18 protein-coding genes are annotated in these 18,653 nt (G+C 52.1%); 2 read left to right on the top strand and 16 right to left on the bottom strand.

Annotation, left to right across the window (positions count from 1 at the left end; genetic code table 11):
- Positions 1 to 59 precede the first annotated feature (59 nt).
- Complete coding sequence (locus LOK74_RS08885; RefSeq protein ID WP_230046282.1) at positions 60 to 389, top strand: substrate-binding domain-containing protein; 330 nt, start codon at positions 60 to 62, stop codon at positions 387 to 389.
- Between the two features lie 159 nt (positions 390 to 548).
- On the opposite strand, the gene LOK74_RS08880 is transcribed toward LOK74_RS08885, so the two are convergent.
- The 12 genes from LOK74_RS08880 to LOK74_RS08830 form a co-directional block, all read right to left on the bottom strand.
- Positions 549 to 1,439, bottom strand: coding sequence for a mechanosensitive ion channel family protein (locus tag LOK74_RS08880; protein ID WP_230046281.1), 891 nt, complete (start codon positions 1,437 to 1,439; stop codon positions 549 to 551).
- Between the two features lie 140 nt (positions 1,440 to 1,579).
- On the bottom strand, positions 1,580 to 2,077 hold the full coding sequence (locus LOK74_RS08875; protein ID WP_230046280.1) for a metallophosphoesterase family protein: 498 nt from the start codon (positions 2,075 to 2,077) through the stop codon (positions 1,580 to 1,582).
- A gap of 89 nt (positions 2,078 to 2,166) precedes the next feature.
- The gene (locus tag LOK74_RS08870; RefSeq protein ID WP_230046279.1) at positions 2,167 to 2,958 is read right to left on the bottom strand and encodes a FixH family protein; all 792 of its coding nucleotides are present in this window, start codon (positions 2,956 to 2,958) and stop codon (positions 2,167 to 2,169) included.
- A complete protein-coding gene (locus LOK74_RS08865) occupies positions 2,955 to 3,587 on the bottom strand; it encodes an SCO family protein (RefSeq protein ID WP_230046278.1) in 633 nt (210 codons plus the stop codon). Before LOK74_RS08865 ends, LOK74_RS08870 begins: the two co-directional genes overlap by 4 nt.
- A 38-nt stretch (positions 3,588 to 3,625) precedes the next feature.
- Positions 3,626 to 4,504, bottom strand: a complete 879-nt coding sequence (gene ctaG, locus LOK74_RS08860) for a cytochrome c oxidase assembly factor CtaG (RefSeq protein WP_230046277.1) — start codon at positions 4,502 to 4,504, stop codon at positions 3,626 to 3,628.
- A 131-nt stretch (positions 4,505 to 4,635) separates the two neighbouring features.
- Positions 4,636 to 4,764 carry a hypothetical protein gene (locus tag LOK74_RS24045; protein ID WP_255679559.1) on the bottom strand — a complete coding sequence of 43 codons (129 nt, stop codon included), beginning with the start codon at positions 4,762 to 4,764 and terminating at the stop codon, positions 4,636 to 4,638.
- Between the two features lie 244 nt (positions 4,765 to 5,008).
- The gene (locus tag LOK74_RS08855) at positions 5,009 to 5,740 is read right to left on the bottom strand and encodes a response regulator transcription factor (protein ID WP_230046276.1); all 732 of its coding nucleotides are present in this window, start codon (positions 5,738 to 5,740) and stop codon (positions 5,009 to 5,011) included.
- A 263-nt stretch (positions 5,741 to 6,003) separates the two neighbouring features.
- The gene (locus LOK74_RS08850; protein WP_230046953.1) at positions 6,004 to 7,539 is read right to left on the bottom strand and encodes a long-chain-fatty-acid--CoA ligase; all 1,536 of its coding nucleotides are present in this window, start codon (positions 7,537 to 7,539) and stop codon (positions 6,004 to 6,006) included.
- Between the two features lie 167 nt (positions 7,540 to 7,706).
- Positions 7,707 to 9,251: an NAD(P)H-hydrate dehydratase gene (locus LOK74_RS08845; protein ID WP_230046275.1), complete on the bottom strand. Its 1,545-nt coding sequence runs from the start codon at positions 9,249 to 9,251 to the stop codon at positions 7,707 to 7,709.
- A gap of 172 nt (positions 9,252 to 9,423) precedes the next feature.
- Complete coding sequence (locus LOK74_RS08840) at positions 9,424 to 10,266, bottom strand: transglycosylase domain-containing protein (protein ID WP_230046274.1); 843 nt, start codon at positions 10,264 to 10,266, stop codon at positions 9,424 to 9,426.
- Between the two features lie 174 nt (positions 10,267 to 10,440).
- Positions 10,441 to 12,261, bottom strand: coding sequence for a ribosomal protection-like ABC-F family protein (abc-f, locus tag LOK74_RS08835; protein ID WP_230046273.1), 1,821 nt, complete (start codon positions 12,259 to 12,261; stop codon positions 10,441 to 10,443).
- A 466-nt stretch (positions 12,262 to 12,727) separates the two neighbouring features.
- Entirely contained in the window at positions 12,728 to 13,702 is a 975-nt protein-coding gene (locus LOK74_RS08830; RefSeq protein WP_230046272.1) for a YpdA family putative bacillithiol disulfide reductase, read from the bottom strand.
- A 195-nt stretch (positions 13,703 to 13,897) separates the two neighbouring features.
- Here LOK74_RS08830 and moaD point away from each other — a divergent pair, with 195 nt between their 5' ends.
- A complete protein-coding gene (gene moaD, locus LOK74_RS08825; RefSeq protein ID WP_230046271.1) occupies positions 13,898 to 14,632 on the top strand; it encodes a molybdopterin converting factor subunit 1 in 735 nt (244 codons plus the stop codon).
- 51 nt (positions 14,633 to 14,683) lie between these two features.
- On the opposite strand, the gene moaA is transcribed toward moaD, so the two are convergent.
- The 4 genes from moaA to LOK74_RS08805 all read right to left on the bottom strand — a co-directional run bounded on the left by moaA (position 14,684) and on the right by LOK74_RS08805 (position 18,647).
- Positions 14,684 to 15,703: a GTP 3',8-cyclase MoaA gene (gene moaA / locus LOK74_RS08820; RefSeq protein ID WP_230046270.1), complete on the bottom strand. Its 1,020-nt coding sequence runs from the start codon at positions 15,701 to 15,703 to the stop codon at positions 14,684 to 14,686.
- A 285-nt stretch (positions 15,704 to 15,988) separates the two neighbouring features.
- Positions 15,989 to 17,437 (bottom strand): NAD(P)/FAD-dependent oxidoreductase, encoded by a 1,449-nt coding sequence (locus LOK74_RS08815; RefSeq protein WP_230046269.1) that lies wholly within the window; start codon positions 17,435 to 17,437, stop codon positions 15,989 to 15,991.
- A gap of 38 nt (positions 17,438 to 17,475) precedes the next feature.
- The gene (locus tag LOK74_RS08810; RefSeq protein WP_230046268.1) at positions 17,476 to 18,249 is read right to left on the bottom strand and encodes a class I SAM-dependent methyltransferase; all 774 of its coding nucleotides are present in this window, start codon (positions 18,247 to 18,249) and stop codon (positions 17,476 to 17,478) included.
- On the bottom strand, positions 18,246 to 18,647 hold the full coding sequence (locus LOK74_RS08805; protein ID WP_230046267.1) for a DUF3237 family protein: 402 nt from the start codon (positions 18,645 to 18,647) through the stop codon (positions 18,246 to 18,248). The genes LOK74_RS08810 and LOK74_RS08805 overlap by 4 nt, the downstream gene beginning before the upstream one ends.
- Between the last annotated feature and the right edge of the window lie 6 nt (positions 18,648 to 18,653).

Here is an 18,653-nt window from a genome sequence, read left to right as displayed (position 1 = left end):
AAAAACCATAAGTTTGCTTCGAAAAAGGTTACGTTAGCTGAAACTGTCCGAGAGCCTTTGTGTTTCGGGAAGAAGGTAGTTCTTCACGCGAAAAGTTAGTTTCGCTGTGTAAAATCCACAACGTACATCAGCCGACTGTTGGATTGCAGATGAATGGATTGCATGAAACCATTCGATCTGTTATGGAAGGGTATGGAGTTGCATTTGTTTCATCGTTAGAAGTGAAAGAATATATTGCCCGTGGCGATTTGGCAAAAGTAGATGTAGATGGAATTGAGTTGAAAAACCCTATCTCCATCTGCACAAGAAAAGAAGATGGCCTTTCGACGCCTGCACTTCATTTCATCGAAATGGTTATGAATGAGATTCATAATGAATTCACATTTTAACTTTAAAAACGGGGCGATTGTAAAAAGGGAGAGGATATACAAAAGGGGCCTTAACAAAAGACCCCTTCGACAAAATGGAGCAGATGATGGCTCCGATATCCGACTACTCCCGTGGTCTCCTCCACCGATTGCTTAGACGATCAGTCTCGAACTGCCCCCCTACAACGGATCGTCTTGCATCTCGATGCGCCGCGGATAAGAAATGGTGACACCGCTTGCTTTCAGTTCACGCAGCAATCCCTTTCGCATCTCTTTTTCGGCTGTCCAGTAATGTTCATCTTTTACCAGTGCGACGACCGTATATTTCGCTCCGAGAGCGTTGTTTTCCACATCCGTGATCCCGTATAGTTGAGGCGGCTCCAAGACATGGCCGCTACTATCCTGTATAAACAGGTGGGACTGGGTTTGCAGCAATTCCTCCGAGACAGCATGCACGGCCTTCTCTACTTCGGCTGGCTCCGTCTCATAGGGAACCGTGACACTCACGATCGCTCGCATCCGTTCACGGTTGTAGTTTTGACTGATCCGAATCTCCGAGTTTTGAATCACGACTACGTGTTGAGCCCAGGTGCGGATTTTGGTCGCCCGAAGTCCAACACTTTCTACTGTGCCATTAATCTGCCCATTGTTAATACTCACATAATCACCGACGGAGAACTGGTCCTCAAAGATGATAAAAAAGCCTGTGATCAAGTCTTTGACCAACGTTTGCGCTCCAAATCCTACGGCCAAACCAAGCACGCCGGCCCCTGCAATGATCGGGCCGATATCCAGTCCAAGGTTGCTCAAGATCATCAAGAACGAGATGATGAAGAAGACATATTTGGTAAAGGAAAGCAGGAGGGATTCCAATGTGTTTTTTTGCTTCTCGTCCAGCCGGGTAAAAGCAAAGATGCGAGCGATAAGTATTCTTCTTGCTTTGAGCGCTAACCAGGTTAACACGATGATCAAAAGAATCATGACAGAACGATTGAGTAAAAGCGATAGATAAGGGGACCAGTAGTCCCACTGCAGGTACTCTTCAAGCAAAGGGATGTCAAAGGCTGCCACGCTAGGATGATACCTCCTCCGTTCAGCAATCGCTCTTCCGCGGGACCTGTTGCAAGTATACCATGCTCCCTTCCAAGGGCCAACCAACCATCCGTGATACGGTGGGGCTGCGTGCTGCTCGTTCCCCTGTTCCCGGCAAGCTACGATTTGGCCGCATACGAGCAGTGCCGGACCTGCAGCGAATCGGACAATTCGACCAGCCCGTACGTATACAAGGGCTGTCTCCGTTTGTCGGTCGGAGAGCCAGGATTAAACAACAAGATCTCTCCATGCGGTTCCAGCAGCGGGATATGAGAATGACCGAATATAAGCAAATCTAGAGACTCTCCAGCGAAGGCGTCTAGAGCTCTGCGGCGGGTCGTTTTCCCTTTTCCGTCTCCGTGTACGACGCCGATCTCATACCCTTCCAGCCGCAGCACTTCTTTCTGTTTAAAATGCTGTTTTACCTCCTCGTCATCCGCATTTCCGTATACGCCGACAACAGGAGCCAAGCACGCTAGCTGTTCATAGACCTGCATCGTAGTCCAATCTCCGGCATGTACAATCAGGTCAACTCCGTATAAACCGGCCACGAGCGGCTCCGGCAGTTTGCGGTCGGGTTTTGCGATATGGGTATCAGCCACAACTCCGATGATCATCCGTTCGCCCCCCCTCTCTGCATCACGGCCACCTCTTTCACTGACCATCACGTATACAAGCTGCAGCGTCAATTGGGCTTGCCCTCGCCCTACTTTGCCTGCACGGTCACTTCTTTGTGCTCATGCAGTTGATCGCCCTTTTCCACATGAACAACAACGGTATAAACCCCCGGTGAGGAGATGGGAACGTCAGCTTGGTATACGCCTGGGTCTGCTTCTGTCGCATCGACAAACTGGTGTTGCTCTTCATCTCCCCGCCAGTACTCAAAGCGAACAGTCGCTTCGCGGAGCGAATCCTCTCCTTGCTGGATATGTGCCTTAAATGTGTTCACCTGCTTGGCCGTGATCTCGTCGCTGGTCAGGAAGTGGATCGCGATTCCGCTACTGTGCTGATGTTCCGATCCAGGGGCAGCATGCTCTTCGCTGTGGTCGGCTTCTTGTCCTGTACCTGCTGAGACATCCCCCTTCCCCTGGTCCTCAGGCTGCTCTCCCTCTGCTCCCATGACTGAAAACTGCTGCTTGTCCATGCTGTGAAATCCTCTGGCCGTCACATGGTACATCATGTGATAGGTTCCCGGTTGAGCGAACGACTTCTCTGCTTCGTATACGCCGTCGCCTTTGCTTTTTGCATCGACAAACGCATGCTCCTCCTGCCCTTCTTGCCACAGTTCAAAGCGGACCTCCTTGGCATCGTCAACTGTTGCCTCTCCCTGTTTCACCGTCACAGAAAACGTGACTGGCTGTCCCGTTTCAGGCGCTGACGGATTGATTTCGCTTGATACCTGAATCGGAACGGGAACTTCCAGATTTGCTTCTTCCTTGCCGCATGCCGGCAGCAGCATGATAGCCACCGCCAGCCAGACCCTGTTCCATGATTTCATTGCTCGCTACCTTCCTTTATCAGATTTTCCATATCGTTTCGTACTTGTTCTGGGTCGAAGTCGCCGCCCATCCCGTAGGTTTTGTAGATGTGGTTCTGCTGATCGATCAGATACGTAATCGATGAGTGAGCGACCAGCCCACTTTCCAGTTTTTCCGTATAAAACTGAAAGGCATCCGTGATTTGGCTGGTCTCGTCCTCCGATCCGCGCAAGATCGCCCAGCCGTCGGTGTCGATTTCCAACGCCTGGGCGTACTTCCTCAGCACGTCGGGTGTATCGTTGAGTGGATCAATCGTGATCGTCACAAATTCTGCTTGCTTGCCAAAGATCCCTTCTTTGCGCAGCTGCTGCTGCAGCTCCACCATCTTGATCGTGGTAGCTGGACAGATGTCCGGACAGCGTGTATATATAAACGAGAGCAGGCGAATGGGTCCTGCCTGCTGTTTTAATCGATACGCCTCTCCATCGATGGTGGTCAGGGTAATATCGGGCAATGTGATCCGCTGCTTGGCTCCCTGAACTCCCCACCAGAGCCAATAGGCCAACAGACCAATCAGCGCCACTGCCGCCAGCAGTATCAGCGCATCCGTTTGTTTGCGCGCTCTGCTGATATGGTGTTTGACCGTCACGGCCAACTCCTCCCTCCGTCGCATGACTCTCCTTCGCATTACTCTTTTTGCGGATCAGCCAAATCCGTCAGGTCGTCTTCGCGCTCCCGGCGGAACCAGCGAAAGAAAATATAGGCTAGGGCTGATCCGTACGTAACTTCCTGGACCAGCTTCATCATGACGCCGCCCAATTGTTGATCGTCTAATGTGCTGATGACGCTCAACAGCTTCGGCCCCTGCAGCGGAACGGCGTAAAACGGCGTGCAAAACAGGGCGGTTCCCTTGATATAGGTATCATACAAGGGGACCCCAGCAAAGATGATCAGCGCACAGGCTGGTGTCAGCAGCACCCCGTTGAGAAACATATACCCCATCTTGCGCAGGTCTGACAGCCGCTCAAACTCCGGCAGAGGGGCGATGATCGGCAGCCACATCAAAAATGCTGTGAACAGCAGCGCTAACCGGAAAAAGGTGGTCAAGGCAAAGCTTTGCATCACCGCATCAAAAATGCTTGGCATGTGATAGAGCGAAAAAAGTCCGTTAAAAAGCACAAGTGTCAGGACAGGGTGGGTAATCACTGGTACCAGCTTTGACAGAAGCGGCAGACGAATAACCAACCCTATCAACCAGTTGGGCGTACCCAACAACAGCAATGGAGGCATGATCAAATACAGCATCGCTTGCTGAAGCATGTGGACACTAAACATAAAGTGGCCAATCAGACTCAACGGACTGCCCAATCCAAGATAGAAGAAAACCAAGCCGCTCAAAAACAATAGTTTTTTACCTAGTGGGACGGGGGACGCCTCAGTCAGATAGAGGCGGAACCGTCCCGTGACCAGGAGGTATACTGTTGCCAGCACCACTGTGAGCAGCAGCACCTCAGGTGTCCAGACAAGTTGAAAATCGTAGGCTGACAAGAGAGATTGCAGCGACATAAGACCCTCACTTCTTCACTCGCAGTATGATTTGATCCGCCGCCGTCCCGTGTGTATGAGTGACTGGCGCTCACGTCAGTCCAGTATAGCGACATTGCTACTGCAAGGATTTGATATCGTCAATGATCGTTTCATCCCAGCTTTGGTTTGGGTGAGGAGGTGATCCCCCCTGTCAAGAGGAGGATCGCTCCCGCCACAGCCGCTATTCCCAGTATGCCCAGCCAGACCGCTCTTTTGCTCACGCTCGCTATCGCCAACACGATGTGTCACCTCTCTTCTCTCTATAGGTCAAGTGTAACCTCGTAGAGGCTAGAAGATGATGACCCGATTGAGCTATCTTTCACCTCGTACGAGAGACATGTCACATAAAGTTCGCTTTTTGGCGTTTGCTACGCTCTTACGTCCTTCAATAGAAAGAGGCGGCAGCTTTCGCGTAGAAACTGCCGCCCCTTTGCAGCGGGAACGATCCTTGCTGGTAGACAGGAAAGTTGACGAATATGAGTGCTAGCGAAGGCGATTGGTCTGTTTGTCATAAGCCAACCTAGCTCCGCTGACAAATTTGTACCCTAGCCCGCGAATCGTGACGATGGATTTGGGGCGGGTAGGATCTTCTTCTATTTTCTTGCGAAGATTGTTGATATGTACCTTCACTGTTCGCGCATCGCCGTAGCTCTGCGTACCCCACAATGTTTGAAAGATCTCCTCTGTGCTGAACACCTTGTCCGGGTGGTTTGTCAGAAGCAGCAGCAACTGCAATTCTTTGACAGAAAGGTGGACAGGCGTACCATGTAACCTGACCATGCAGCTGTCGACATCGATTTCCAATCCTTCATAGATTCGCACAGCTCGTTTGACCTCTCCTTTTCTTCTGAGGCGATCACGGCGGAGATGCGCTTTTACCCGTGCTACGATCTCTTCCATGCTGGCCAGTTTGGAGATATAATCATCTCCCCCAATAGCCAAGCCTAACATCTTTTCCTCGTCTTGATCCTTGCAGCTCAGAAATAATATCGGTACATCGGTCCATTCGCGTAGTTTGCGGCAAAGCTGAAACCCGTTTAGTCCCGGCAACAGCACATCGAGCAGGATCAAGTCTGGCTCCCGCTCTTTCACCAGCTCCAAAGCTGTGTCGTCATGAGCCAGTCGAACCTGAAACCCTTCTCGTTCCAAATACATCGATAACAGATTGCAAATCTCTATATCGTCCTCGACGAGCAGGATCGTTTCTCTGGTCACGAAGATGCCCCCCCTATCGGTGAACCGTGCCCATGACCACGGTACTCTATGCAGTATAGGAAAAAGTTGTGGATTGTTTCCATCTCTTTTACCTATATCATATCACATGTTCTATCCAAGATCACAGGTTTGGCACGTGTTGTACGGTTCACTATAAGGAGGAAAGAGACTCCTTGGCGCGATCAGAAATAGAAAGACTTCAGTACGCAGAGGAACTGAAGTCCTGGGTCGCTCGCCTGTTATCGCTTTTGATCTTCTCTGCTTTAGCTGCCGGTATTCTGCTGGAGTACCTCATCTCTCAAAGTACGGCGCAGTATCTTGCCGACAGCTGTCTTGGGCAAGGAAGTTCGGAATTCAACCGAGCGGGGAACCTTGTAGGAAGCCATCTGCTGCCGACAATACGTGATGACCTCCTCTTCTGTCAGCGTCGATCCTTCTCTAGTGACGACAAGAGCCTTCACCGTTTCGCCCCGATAGCTATCGGGGATACCGATCACGACCGCTTCCTGGATGAAAGGATGCTGATAGAGCACTTCTTCCACCTCGCGGGGATACACGTTGTAGCCACTGGCGATGATCATATCTTTCTTTCTGTCGACAATGTAAAAGTAGCCTTCATCATCCACTCGGGCAATGTCTCCCGTGTACAGCCACCCATTGCGGATCGTCATCTCTGTCTCCTGGGTCATGTTCCAGTAACCAAGCATCACCTGCGGTCCACGTACGATCAGTTCACCTGCTTCACCTGGCGGAACTTCTGTCAGACCTTCATGCAGGTCGACCACTTTCGCTTCCGTAGACAGCAGTGGTTTGCCGATTGATCCTGGTTTTCGCTTATCCATCGGATTGAAGTGGGTGGCGGGAGCAGCTTCCGTCAGTCCGTATCCTTCCAGTATCGTCCCGCGCGTTTTGGCTTCAAACTCCTTGATGACCTCGACCGGCAGTGGTGCAGATCCGCTAACGCATAGACGGATGGAGGAAATCCCATATTCCTCCACTTGGGGGTGGGAATTGATCGCGACGTACATCGTAGGGGCACCTGGGAAAATGGTTGGTCTGGTCTCCCGGATGGTCTCCAAGGTCTCCTTGAGGTCAAAACGAGGCAGGATGATCATCTGGGAGCCTCCGAGTATGGCCGCATTCATCCCAACCGTCATCCCGTACACGTGGAACAGCGGCAAGGCATTTAAGATGCGATCCTGCTCTTGCTGTTCTCCACCAAACATGATGAAGACTTGATAAGCGTTGGCCATCAGATTGCGGTGGGTGAGCATTGCACCTTTGGAGCGTCCGGTCGTCCCTCCCGTATACTGCAGAACGGCAACGTCGTCAGCCGTTTGCTGGACTTCAGGAGCATCCTGTTGCCCGGAAGCGATGAGGGATTCAAACAAAATCGTACCTTCCGGATACGGGGAGGAGGCGGGCTGGAAAGCAACAGCGATCTTTTTCAGCGTTTCAGAACCACTTCGTATCTGCTCCACTTGCGGCAAAAACTGATCGTAGACGATGATCGCCTTTGCTGCGGAATCTCCCAGATAGTGATCCAGCTCATTGGCTATCGACATGGGATTCACCTGCACCACGATCCCGCCTGCTGTCAGGATACCATAGTAAGCAATCACATACTGCGGGCAGTTGGGCAGCATGATCGCCACACGGTCTCCTTTTCCGATACCCAGAGCGCTCAAGCCACTCGCAAATCGGTTTACATCAGCCAATAGGGACTGGTAATCCCAGGTGCGCCCCTTAAAAAAGAGGGCATCCCGCTCCGGAAAGCGCTTGCAAGATTGTGCGAGCATGTTGGTCAGCGTTTGATTCCATACTTCAGCAGTCAAACTGTTCGCCTCCTGACTTTTTTTCTTCCAACATCCTGTTGATGATGTGATCGGTACGACTATTATTTTAAAACATTTTGAAAATTCTATCTAGTGCCATCCCTTCTGTTGCGAAGCAATGGCAAACGATTCTACAGGGCATCAATCAGATCGCTGGCAATCAGGGAATAGCTGGTTCCCCTCTGCGCTGCTACCCGGTCGCCTGCCTTCCCATGCAGCCAGACAGCGAGGCAGGCAGCCTGTTCAGCCGTCAGTCCTTGTGCCAGCAACGAACCGATCATGCCGGCCAGTACGTCTCCACTCCCGCCTGTGGACATGCCCGGATTTCCCGTGGGATTGATATAAGTGGTTCCATCTGGCGATGCCACTACGGTCCCCGCTCCTTTAAGTACGACTGTGAGTTGGTGATCCACGGCATAAGTGCGGGCAACCTCGACTCGATTGGCCTGCAGTTCGCTCGTGGACAGACGAGTGAGGCGCGACATCTCTCCAGGGTGCGGTGTGAGGAGGGTTGCTGCTCTGCGCTGGGGCCAGCCGCTAAAATCCGCAGCATCGGACAGCATATTGAGGGCGTCGGCGTCCAGCACCAGTGGACAGTCGCTCTGTTCCCAAATGGTTCTGAGCCAGTTCGTATCGCCAGAAAAACGTCCGATGCCGGGGCCGATTACCACAGCATCACGACCGTGTACCAGCTCACATACTGATTCGGCAGAAGAGGAATCCGTCCATCCACCAGGGATGGCTGCCAGTATGGCCTCCGGAACCAGCCCGATAAGGGAAGGAACCAGCGCTTCAGGAACTGCCCAGGTTGCCAGGCCACAGCCAGTACGCAAGGCGGCTTTTGTGCATAAGAATCCGGCCCCGCTCATCTGCATGCTCCCCGCTACAACTAGCAGGTGGCCATACGTACCCTTGTGTGTGTCACTTTTCCTAGGGAGCGTGGGATCTAAGTGGAGCCGTTCCCTAAAGCATGACTTGCCCAACTGAAAACAACGGATGTCTAATTGTGCCGCATGCTGCGGCCAGATGCCGATCGGGGCGACTGTCACTTCTCCTGCCGTCTCCCGCCCCGGCGATTGAACCAATCCTCTCTTGAGAAAGGCAAAACAGATTGTCTTCGCGGCCTGGATACAAGGATCATGCCTCCTCCCGGTGTCAGCGTCCAACCCACTGGGGATGTCGACTGCCAGAATAGGTAGACCGCTATCATTGACCATACGAATCAGTTCTGCATACGGACCGCGCGGAGCCCCCCGCGAACCCGTACCCAACAAGGCGTCAACAACACCATCGTACGACTGCCAGTCAATCCCCCCAGAGCCAGAACCGTAAACAGACGCCGGAATCCCCAAGCGCTCAGCCGCATCCCGCTGCCGTGCTGCATCTCCCCGCATCTCTTCCGGTGGCTCGGCGTACAGAAGCGTCACGTCTATCCCGCTTTCTACCAGATGCCTGGCCGCAACAAGGCCATCGCCGCCGTTGTTGCCTTTTCCAATCAGCAGGAGCCAGTGGAGAGGGCGGTTGGTCCGCTTCTCCCCTTTCTCACGTGTAAAAGCCACCACTTCTCGAGCAACAGCAGCCCCGGCGTTTTCCATCAGCGCAATCGCCGGTATGCCGATCTGATCGATGACGTATTGATCCAATCTCCTCATCTCATCGGCAGTCACTACGAACATCTGATGGATCCTCCTGTCTCACGCAATCTGTCAGCACATGAGAGAGCCAGGCATTAGAGTTGATCGGCGATCATCTCTCGACTCTCCTTATCCTCATCATAAGAGAAAACCTTCTTCATGTACATCTTCTGCATTCGGATGACCGACACGGCACAACGACACACTGCAACCATTATGAGGCGGAACGCATCGCAGCTGCCTGGGGGGAGAGGAGTACGTGCTCGGATACATCAGCTTTCTCCGATTCGGTTATATATCCAAGTTCTACCATGCGGTTTAGAACCACAGCTTGCCGTCGCATCGCTTTATCCCAATCTTTCACAGGGGAGTAGAGTTCTGGGGCTTTGGGGAGGGCTGCCAACAGCGCCGCTTCACCTAAAGTAATCGTCTGTCCCTCTTTCGAGACGCTTTTCCCAAAATACCAGTTGGCAGCTGACTCGATCCCATACTGTCCATGCCCAAAGTAGATGTAATTCAGGTACATCTCCAAGATCTCTTCTTTTGTAAGCATACGCTCTAGATTGATCGCGATCACCATTTCCTTCAGTTTGCGAGTGACCGACTTTTCATGGGTAAGAAACAGGTTGCGGGCCAACTGCATGGTAATGGTGCTGCCCCCCTGTGATAATTTTCCTTCATTCAGATCAACCCATATAGCTCTGCCGATCCCTACCGGGTCGATCCCGAAATGGTAGGAAAACCGATGGTCTTCAATAGAGACAAATGCTTCCCAGACGTAATCCGGCATCTCCTGCAGCGATACATATGTCCGCTCTCCTCCTTTGACCCTCCCGTCGACCGGTTTCAGATACTCGGCGAGCTTCGCATCATCGATCAGCCATTCTCCGGCTGCAACAATCCCAATCCAACTGATCAAGAAGAGACTGAGAGAGCCAAACAGCACTCTTTGAAGCCATTTCCCCAGCCGTTTCCTGCTCATCTCTGCCTGTTTATCTACTTTCTTCTGCTGACTTTGCTGTCGAGGCCTTGTCTTTGATGTCAGGATATACCCCATGGAGAAGCCCCCTTTCTACATGATAGGACGGACCCGCGTTCCAAAATGTAACGGAGGGAACAGATCGTTCTCTATCTTCATTGTAGAAAGAAGCGGCAGCAGAAACTATCGGTTCGACTTACAGGCAGCTTACAATCTTGTAAGGAAAGCGAGAGCAATCACTCTCCTGTGTCTTTATTTCAACTGATCGATAGCTTGACGGATCCGTCTTGTTTCTGTCAGGATGCGTGCCCGCTCATCAGCGTCGTCAGGCAACTCCTGTCCGATTAAGCGGGCAAGTTGCCATTCCAACTGACGTCGTTCGTTTTCCCTGTGCTGTTCTTCCGTCGTGAGCGGACGAACAGCGCCGGATTCCATGTACTCCTCGTAGGTTCCGGAAAACAACTGCACACTTTCTCCATCTAGGATCACGAGTCGGTTGGCAAGTCGGCGGATCAAGTAACGATCATGAGAAACCAGCACCATTGCACCCGGATATTCTGCCAACGCTTCTTCCACCTTCTCCCTGGTATTGATGTCGAGGTAGTTGGTCGGCTCATCCAACACCAACAGGTTCGCTCTGCTGAAATAAAGAGAGAGAAAAGCGACCCGACATTTTTCTCCCATGCTGAGATCACCGATACTCTTGAAGGCATCCTCTCCTGAAAAGAGGAAGCTCCCGAGGATGGTGCGGGCTGTCGTCTGGGTCATATCCGGCAGTCGCAACAAACTGTCTAGTATTGTCTCTTCCATACGCAAAGCAGATAGCTCCTGTTCAAAATAGCCTATAGCGGTCTGCGGATGCAGGTAGACGCTCCCCTCTTGCGGCGAGAGGTTACCAGTGATCAGCTTCAGCAGCGTACTCTTTCCCGTTCCATTTGGCCCGATCACCGCGATTCGATCCCCCCGGTTCACGGAGAGATTCAGCCCCTCGAACAAGGGTTCGCCGCTATAAGCAAAACGAACCTGATCCAATCGAACAAGGGTATGAGCAGAAAATTCCGTTCCCTGCAACCGCATGTTCAGCCTCCGCTCTTCTCTTGGCTTTTGCACCTGCTGTTGCTCCAAGCGTTCCAGCGCAGATTCTTTCGCTTTCATCCGGGAGACATTCTTTTTGGACTTTGCTCTGTAAAAATCGTTTTGTCCCGCCGCTCGGTGAGCTTGATGGAACCATTGCTGGTATCGGCGGATGTTTTCCAAAAGGGCTTTGCGCTCCTGCTCCTGTTTTCGGTGCTCTACCTCCAACGTCCGCCGCTCCCGATCTTTTTGCTCTTTGTATGGTGTATATCCTCCAGAATAACGAGTACTGCCATCCGCTCTCATCTCGTAGATCGCGTGTGCGACCTGATCCATAAAGTAACGATCGTGTGTGACGAGCAAGATCGCCCCTTTATAGGCGTTTATCCACTTTTCCAGCCATTGCAGTGTCTCCGAATCGAGATGATTGGTAGGCTCATCCATTAAAATAAATGACGGATTTTGCAGGAGCAGCCGAGCCAACTGCACCCTGGTCTTCTGTCCGCCGCTCAGTTGGTGAAACGGGAGTTCCCAGGCCGACGGATCCAGCTGAACCTGGCGCAGACATTTTTCTACTTCGGCCTCCCAGGTATAGCCATCGTTTGCTTCATACTGTTCAAGGAGGCGGCTGTAAGACTCTATCGATTCTTCCTGATCTCTGCCTTCTACCGTCAACTGCCGCTGCAAATGATCCAGCTTTTGCTTCAGTAGATCCATCTTCGGTATGCCAGATTGGACAAACTGGATCGCCGAGTGCTCCGCTTCTCGTCCTACGGACTGTTTCAACCAGCCCCACTTCTCCAGCGGCAGAAAGCGTTGAATCTCTCCCCTGTCTAGTTGTAGTTGGCCGATCAGCCCCTGCAGCAGCGTCGTTTTTCCAACCCCGTTTTGACCAAGCAGGACGACATGTTCTCCACTGGCTATCTCCAGATCAATATTTTCGAACAAGGTCCTGCCGTTCCATTCTTTGCGCAGTCCTGTCGCTTTTACGATCATCATAAACATCCCTCCGCATCATTACGATTTCTCACGATACGATTGATCGCTTCAAGAAATCAAAAAACCGCAGGCTTCTTCCTGCGGTTGAATGCGGCTATCGGGAGGTAGTCACGATGCTTGCCTGCACAAAGGGAAAACAGCACAAATCCTGCTGCCGTCCGTAAGCATCAACATACCCATGTATCATCCCGTAAGGACACACGTATCCCGTACCGCTCTCCCTATCGGAAGAAGCTGCTTGCCTGCATACAAGCTGTACTGAGATCGTGTGCTTACTTCATCGCTCTATTGGTTACCTCCGAAATCATCAATGTGGGGTTCGATCTGAGTATATCACAATTTCTGACAAGACTGCAAAAACGATTGTGGCCCAAGGTACAATTTTTTGGCAGAAAGGAGATCTAGAACAGTTGTGAATAGAAAACATGTATCGGGAAAACAGCAGCGAGTGCACACTGCCGCCTTCCTATATCGTTTGGGAAACGATCGCCTGGGCGATCAACCGGCCGTGATGGCGCCCATTTTCGATAAAGATCGCGTTTGCTTCGTTTCCTGCCGCGATCACACCTGCGATGTAGACCTGCGGCACATTGGTCTCCATGGTGTCTGGATCAAACTGCGGCGCACCGGTTTGCGGATCCGTGTGGACTCCGATGGCAGCTAGCAAGGTTCGATCAGGTCGATAACCAATCAACGTGAACACGTAATCGTTTTCCAGCGTAAGCGGCCCGTTGGGTGTTTCGATCTCGATCATCCGTTCGGCAATTTTCGTCACCTGGGAGGAGTACAGCATGCGAATCCGTCCCTTCTCTACCATGCTCTCAAAGACCGGCCGAGTCCAAGCCTTCACTTTGGGTGACAACTCCGCGCTCCGATAGATGACGGTTACCTCCGCACCTGCCCGCTCCAGGTCCAGTGCGGCGTCTACTGCTGAGTTGTTGCCTCCGACGATGGCCACTTTCAACCCCGTATAGGGATGGGCCTCTTTATAAAATGACATCACTTTGGACAAGTCTTCCCCCGGCACACCGAGGCGGTTGGGATGATCAAAGTAGCCGGTGGCCACAATCAGATGCTGGCACTGATAGTGATGCGTCTCTCCAAAACGGCCTTCGGCGGCAACCTGGTAGAACCCATCTCCCCGCTCCACCCCTTTCACCGTCTGGTAGCTGTTGATGCGCAGATCATGTCGAGTCGCCACTAGCCGATAATACTGCAGGGCTTCTATCCTCGTCGGTTTCTCGTTTGCTGTGGTAAAGGGAATGTCGCCAATCTCCAACAGCTCCGGTGTGCTGTGAAAGATCATATACGTAGGGTAGCGATAGATCGAATTGACAATCGGCCCTTTATCGATCAATAGCGGATCGATGCCGAGCTTTTTTAATTCAACGGCGGCAGACAGTCCACAGGGGCCTGCCCCGATTATGATCACCTGTTCCATGGTATGGTTCCAGTCTCCTTTTGTCTGTAAAAATGTCTGTTCCTATACAATAGTAAGTAATTTTGCAGGAAACCTCAACGGCTTTCCGATACCGATATGCCCGTTCCTATTTGTCCCGGTTCGATTTTATGTTATCGTCTAAAGAGTATATGTCGATTCGCTTCGCACAGATTTTTCTCAAGAAGGTGACCATGTATGAAGGTTCAGGTTTTTTTATTTGCCGCCCTCGCTGAACGCACCGGGCAACGTCAGATTGACGTATCGGTAGCAGAACCGGCCACTGTGCAATCGCTGCTTGAGGCCGTCTCTCGCTCGTATCCAGAGCTGTCATCCTTGTTAGACAGTTGTTTTGTTTCCGTCAATCAGGAGTACGCATCTCCTGCTCATCCGGTTGGTCCGGAAGACGAAGTAGCGATCCTGCCCCCTGTGAGTGGTGGCCAAGAGTTGTCTGAGTCGGAGAGGAAGATTTCCTCACAGAAGGAACGGTTTCGCATCACGGAGCATCCGATCAGTGCTGACTCGCTCATCCGACTGGTATCCAATCCGCATGCTGGCGCCGTGCTGACGTTCGTCGGTACGGTACGCGAGTATACGCAGGGTCAGCGCACTGTCTCCCTCACTTATGAAGCGTACCCGCCAATGGCAGAAGCAAAGATGAGGCAGATCGCCGAAGAGATCAATCAACGCTGGCCAGGAACCGAAGTAGCGATTCATCACCGCATTGGTCAATTGAAGATTGAAGAGATCGCCGTGGTGATCGCGGTCGCCGCTCCTCACCGCCAAGAGTCGTTCGAAGCGGGCCGCTATGCGATTGAACGACTGAAGCAGATCGTCCCGATCTGGAAAAAAGAGATCTGGGAGGACGGCAGTGAGTGGAAAGGGCATCAGCTGGGGCCCTGGAATCCACTTGCCCCATCAGATCCTTCATGAGAGTGATTCATCAGCAACAAAGGAGGGCCCCCATCGTCCCTCCTTTCTGGTTTAACCGCCAATATGCGACATCTCAACTTTCTTCCTCTTGGTAAGTCCGTCTGTATTCTGCAAGCGTTCTTCAGAGTAGCGATCTGCTCTCTCGCGCCATATCCCTGTGATCAACTCCCTCAGTTCACGGTCAGTGGCGCCCTCTCTCAGCGGCTCTCTAAGATCCACCCCTGTAGATGCAAACAGACAGGTGTAGAGCTTCCCCTCTGCCGAGAGTCTGGCTCGTGTACAAGTGGCGCAAAACGCCTGGGTAACAGACGAGATCAAGCCGATTTCCGCGCCTGTTCCCCGGTAGCGGTACCGGGTGGCTACTTCTCCATAGTAATTGGGATCAACCGGCTCAAGCGGCATCTCCGCGTCAATCATCTGTACAATTTGTCGACTGGGGATGACCTGATCGAGTCGCCAGCCATTGCTGTTCCCTACGTCCATGTATTCGATAAAGCGCAGGATGTGTCCCTTGTTCCGAAAATAACGAGCCATCGGTAAAATATCTTGCTCATTAACGCCTTTCTGAACGACCATGTTGATTTTTACCGGCAAGCCTGCCGCCGCCGCCGCTTCGATGCCCTCCAGCACGGTCTCCACCTGATAGCCTCTCGCATTGATTTGCTTAAACCGAGCGTTGTCCAGACTGTCCAGACTCACGGTTACTCGCCCCAGTCCAGCCTGCTTCAACGCCTGCGCATGCTTGGCCAGCAGCGAACCATTGGTGGTCATGGCAATGTCACGTACCCCCTCCACTTCATGCAGCATCGAGATCAAACGGGGCAAATCCCTGCGCAATAGCGGCTCTCCACCCGTTATCCGGATCTTCTCCACACCGAGCGATGTAAAAATGCCTGACAGACGAGTCAGTTCTTCAAAACGCAGCAGTTTGTCTTGTGGGAGAAATTGGTAATCAGAACCGAAGAGCTCAGCTGGCATGCAGTATTGGCAACGAAAGTTACACTTGTCCGTCACGGAAATGCGCAAGTCACGGAGAGGACGTCGCAACGAATCTGTCGTCTGTTTTTCCATTCTTGACACTCTCCTTCAACGCACGAAATTATACGATCAGCAGTTCCATTTGCCCTTTATCATAACATATTGTCATGGGGGCACGAATAGTGTTTTGCACACTTATGTGTGATAATTGTCTGATCGTATCGCTGATGATGCCCAATCCTCAATAGGCATCCCATCCGTATGCTTGGCAACAAAAAAAGACCATGCTCTCTACGACTGTAGATAAGCATAGCCCTGCTTGCGGTTCGCTCCCATCAGCGGAGTGAAAGTGAGTTTTTTATCATGACGCTTCAGTGATCAAGCTTGCTTGTTCATCTCGACAGCAATACTCTTGTTCTCTTTCTCTGCCGTTTTTGTAAAGTTGCTTTTCAGAACCTGGCGGATGATGTACGGAGAAAAGAGTGTGCGCGGACTGGCCACCAAGTTTTGCACCAGGATCACTTGAAAATAGATTTTTTGATCGACGGAAGCCAACTCAAACAGCTTGCCCATATACCAATTGAGCAGCTTTGTTCCGAACGGCTTTGGCCCTTGCGCCTGCGGATAGCGGAAATCTTCCGTAACGGCCGCCAGCCATGCCGCGTCAACGATTTTCGCCACTTTGCGAAAATAGCGACGATGCAGGCCAGCTAAGTTTCCCTTGTTGTACATCGCTTGTTCCTGCAGGCATTCGTCCAAAGCATTAACTCCCATTGCTGTGACGCTCATCCCTTGGCCATACACCGGGTTGAAGCTGCTGACTGCGTCTCCCACTACCAAGAGGCCATCGGGAAAGCGGGACAGTTTTTCGTAGCGTCGGCGCAGACTGGCCGGGAAACGATGGATTTTGATCGGTGTGAGCGGCTTCGCATCCTTGATCGCCTCATATACATCCGGTCTGTCCAACTGCTTGGCATACTCAAGAAAGCCATCCTCGTCGTTCGGCGGATAATCGCCGACACATCCAGCCAAGGTAACGATCCAGCGATTGTGTTCGATCGCCTGTACAAACCCTATTTTAGAGCCATAAGGAGCTTTGGGATAGACTAGCAGAAATTGCCAATCGAATGTTTTATGCTTGGGTGGCTCGTATAAACGGGTAGAATAGCCGATATCGATCTTGACTGCGGCCTCTTCTGGTTTGGGAAAGCCAATCGCTTCCAGCCAATTGGGGGTTTGTGAACCTCTGCCGCTCGCATCTACTACCAGGTCAGCCGAGAGGTGCTCCATCGCGTCAGGATCTACATCGGAGGAGTGACGCTCGGCCGCAGTCATTTTACCTTTGCCTTTCTGACCGATTTTCACACCTGTAACGCGATTGCCGCTCTCATCGACGATTAGACCGGCTACTTCACACTGCTGTCTGATCGTCACGTTGGGCTGGTTGACAAGTTTTTCGCGTATCTTCCACTCAAAATACGGTCGGGTCATCAATGTTTTCGGCATGCCTGTCCGAACACGCAATCGCCAAACACCGTAATGAAACCAGTTGATATCAGCAGAATCAATAACCGGTACTTCGCCTGAGGCATTCAATTCTTCGTAGAAGTCAGGGAACCACTTGGCAATGACCAGTTCGCCAGCCTTCAACATGATATGGCTGTGTAATCCCTGGGGCGCCCCCTTGCGTGCGCCTCCATCGTCGGGCAACTGATCCCGCTCGAGGATCGTAACATAGTCAAAGTGCTCAGCCAAGATCCGGCCTGCCAACAAACCGGCAATACTGCCTCCGATCACCACTGCATGCTTTCCACCAAACTGTGGCACGATCACACCACCTTTCCTTCGTGTGGCTAACGTGAGCGCTAAGGCTTCTCTAAATAGAGATGAAACCAGTATTTTCCTAACTCACGCGCCCAGTCTTTGCCCTGAACCAGACTGTACAAATGACGCAGCGGGAATCCTTCGCCTACCCAGTCCAGCACCTCTCGTTGTGTGGGCAGGTACCCGCCCATTCCGCCAATGCGGCACTCCCACACAGGGATACCGGTTTTGGTGGCCAGCTCGCGAACCTCTGCTTCCGGGATGCCCATCTCCATCGCCAGTTTTAAAAACGTACGGCCCGATTGCGGCGCTGCGTCCAAGATCTGCTCCCGCTGCTCCAAGGGGACGTCCCCGCTAATATCGGCGATATAGACCAGTCCGCCTGGCCGGACAACCCGGTAGGCTTCTTGCAGCCCACGAATCTGGTCGTCCCATAGTCGAAAAGAGAAACAACTGGTCACCAGATCAAAGGAATTGTCAGGGAACGGAAGCTGCCCTGCATCACCTTGGACGAAGCGCAGATCGGTATATTGTTTCTGCTGGGCGATGGTCTGGGCGGCCTCTACCATTTCTTCCGACAGATCCAGACCGCAGCAGAATGCTTCAGGAGACATATCCTTGAGGATGAAAGTAAGCCATCCGGGACCGCAGCCGATGTCAAGCACATCTCCCTTGGTTTTGTGCAAACCTGAGCGGTACAATCCGACCGCGGCCTGCCAGTGGTACGCGCCCCAAAACGCTTCTCGTGAAAAATCGGTATAGTTCTCAACGACAGGTGCATCTGACCAATCAGGGGGAGTCGGTTTCTGGATCATGAGTGGTATACCTCCGCAGAGAAATGAACGTCTTTTCGATTAATCCAAGCTTTCCAGACGATTGGTACTTCATTTAACCAGGCGAGACGGGAGGAACCGGTTCCCGCCCTACCGGTTCCCTCCAGCAAAATCATGTCTGGGTCTTCACTGGGAAGAGAATGACCATTTCGTTCAATGGTGATTTTCTCACCTTGATCAGTCGTGAACAGTTCATGGATGTGGATGTGAACAGTGCCGTCCTTGGTCAGGGCGTAGTCAACTCCGCGCAAGGTACCCTTCAACTGCTCGCCTTCGCAATCCCCCATGAAGTGAAAGTTCTTTCGTTCCCCTCCCGGAATGTTGCCTATCTCATCAATCTTCACAAACCGTCCGCTGATCTTGTACAGCAGTTTTGGCATGAATTC

The organism is Brevibacillus humidisoli (assembly GCF_020923435.1).
GTDB classification, from domain to species: domain Bacteria; phylum Bacillota; class Bacilli; order Brevibacillales; family Brevibacillaceae; genus Brevibacillus_E; species Brevibacillus_E humidisoli.
Note: the sequence above shows the minus strand (reverse complement) of the source record. Positions and strands in the feature narration are given on the sequence as shown.

Coding starts and splice junctions, on each gene's coding strand:
- LOK74_RS08875 (WP_230046280.1), bottom strand. CDS start 2,077: ATGATCATCGGAGTTGTGGCTGATACCCATATCGCAAAACCCGACCGC.
- LOK74_RS08870 (WP_230046279.1), bottom strand. CDS start 2,958: ATGAAATCATGGAACAGGGTCTGGCTGGCGGTGGCTATCATGCTGCTG.
- ctaG (WP_230046277.1), bottom strand. CDS start 4,504: ATGTCGCTGCAATCTCTCTTGTCAGCCTACGATTTTCAACTTGTCTGG.
- LOK74_RS08850 (WP_230046953.1), bottom strand. CDS start 7,539: ATGCTCGCACAATCTTGCAAGCGCTTTCCGGAGCGGGATGCCCTCTTT.
- LOK74_RS08845 (WP_230046275.1), bottom strand. CDS start 9,251: ATGTTCGTAGTGACTGCCGATGAGATGAGGAGATTGGATCAATACGTC.
- LOK74_RS08840 (WP_230046274.1), bottom strand. CDS start 10,266: ATGGGGTATATCCTGACATCAAAGACAAGGCCTCGACAGCAAAGTCAG.
- abc-f (WP_230046273.1), bottom strand. CDS start 12,261: ATGATGATCGTAAAAGCGACAGGACTGCGCAAAGAATGGAACGGCAGG.
- LOK74_RS08830 (WP_230046272.1), bottom strand. CDS start 13,702: ATGGAACAGGTGATCATAATCGGGGCAGGCCCCTGTGGACTGTCTGCC.
- moaD (WP_230046271.1), top strand. CDS start 13,898: ATGAAGGTTCAGGTTTTTTTATTTGCCGCCCTCGCTGAACGCACCGGG.
- moaA (WP_230046270.1), bottom strand. CDS start 15,703: ATGGAAAAACAGACGACAGATTCGTTGCGACGTCCTCTCCGTGACTTG.
- LOK74_RS08810 (WP_230046268.1), bottom strand. CDS start 18,249: ATGATCCAGAAACCGACTCCCCCTGATTGGTCAGATGCACCTGTCGTT.
- LOK74_RS08805 (WP_230046267.1), bottom strand. CDS start 18,647: ATGCCAAAACTGCTGTACAAGATCAGCGGACGGTTTGTGAAGATTGAT.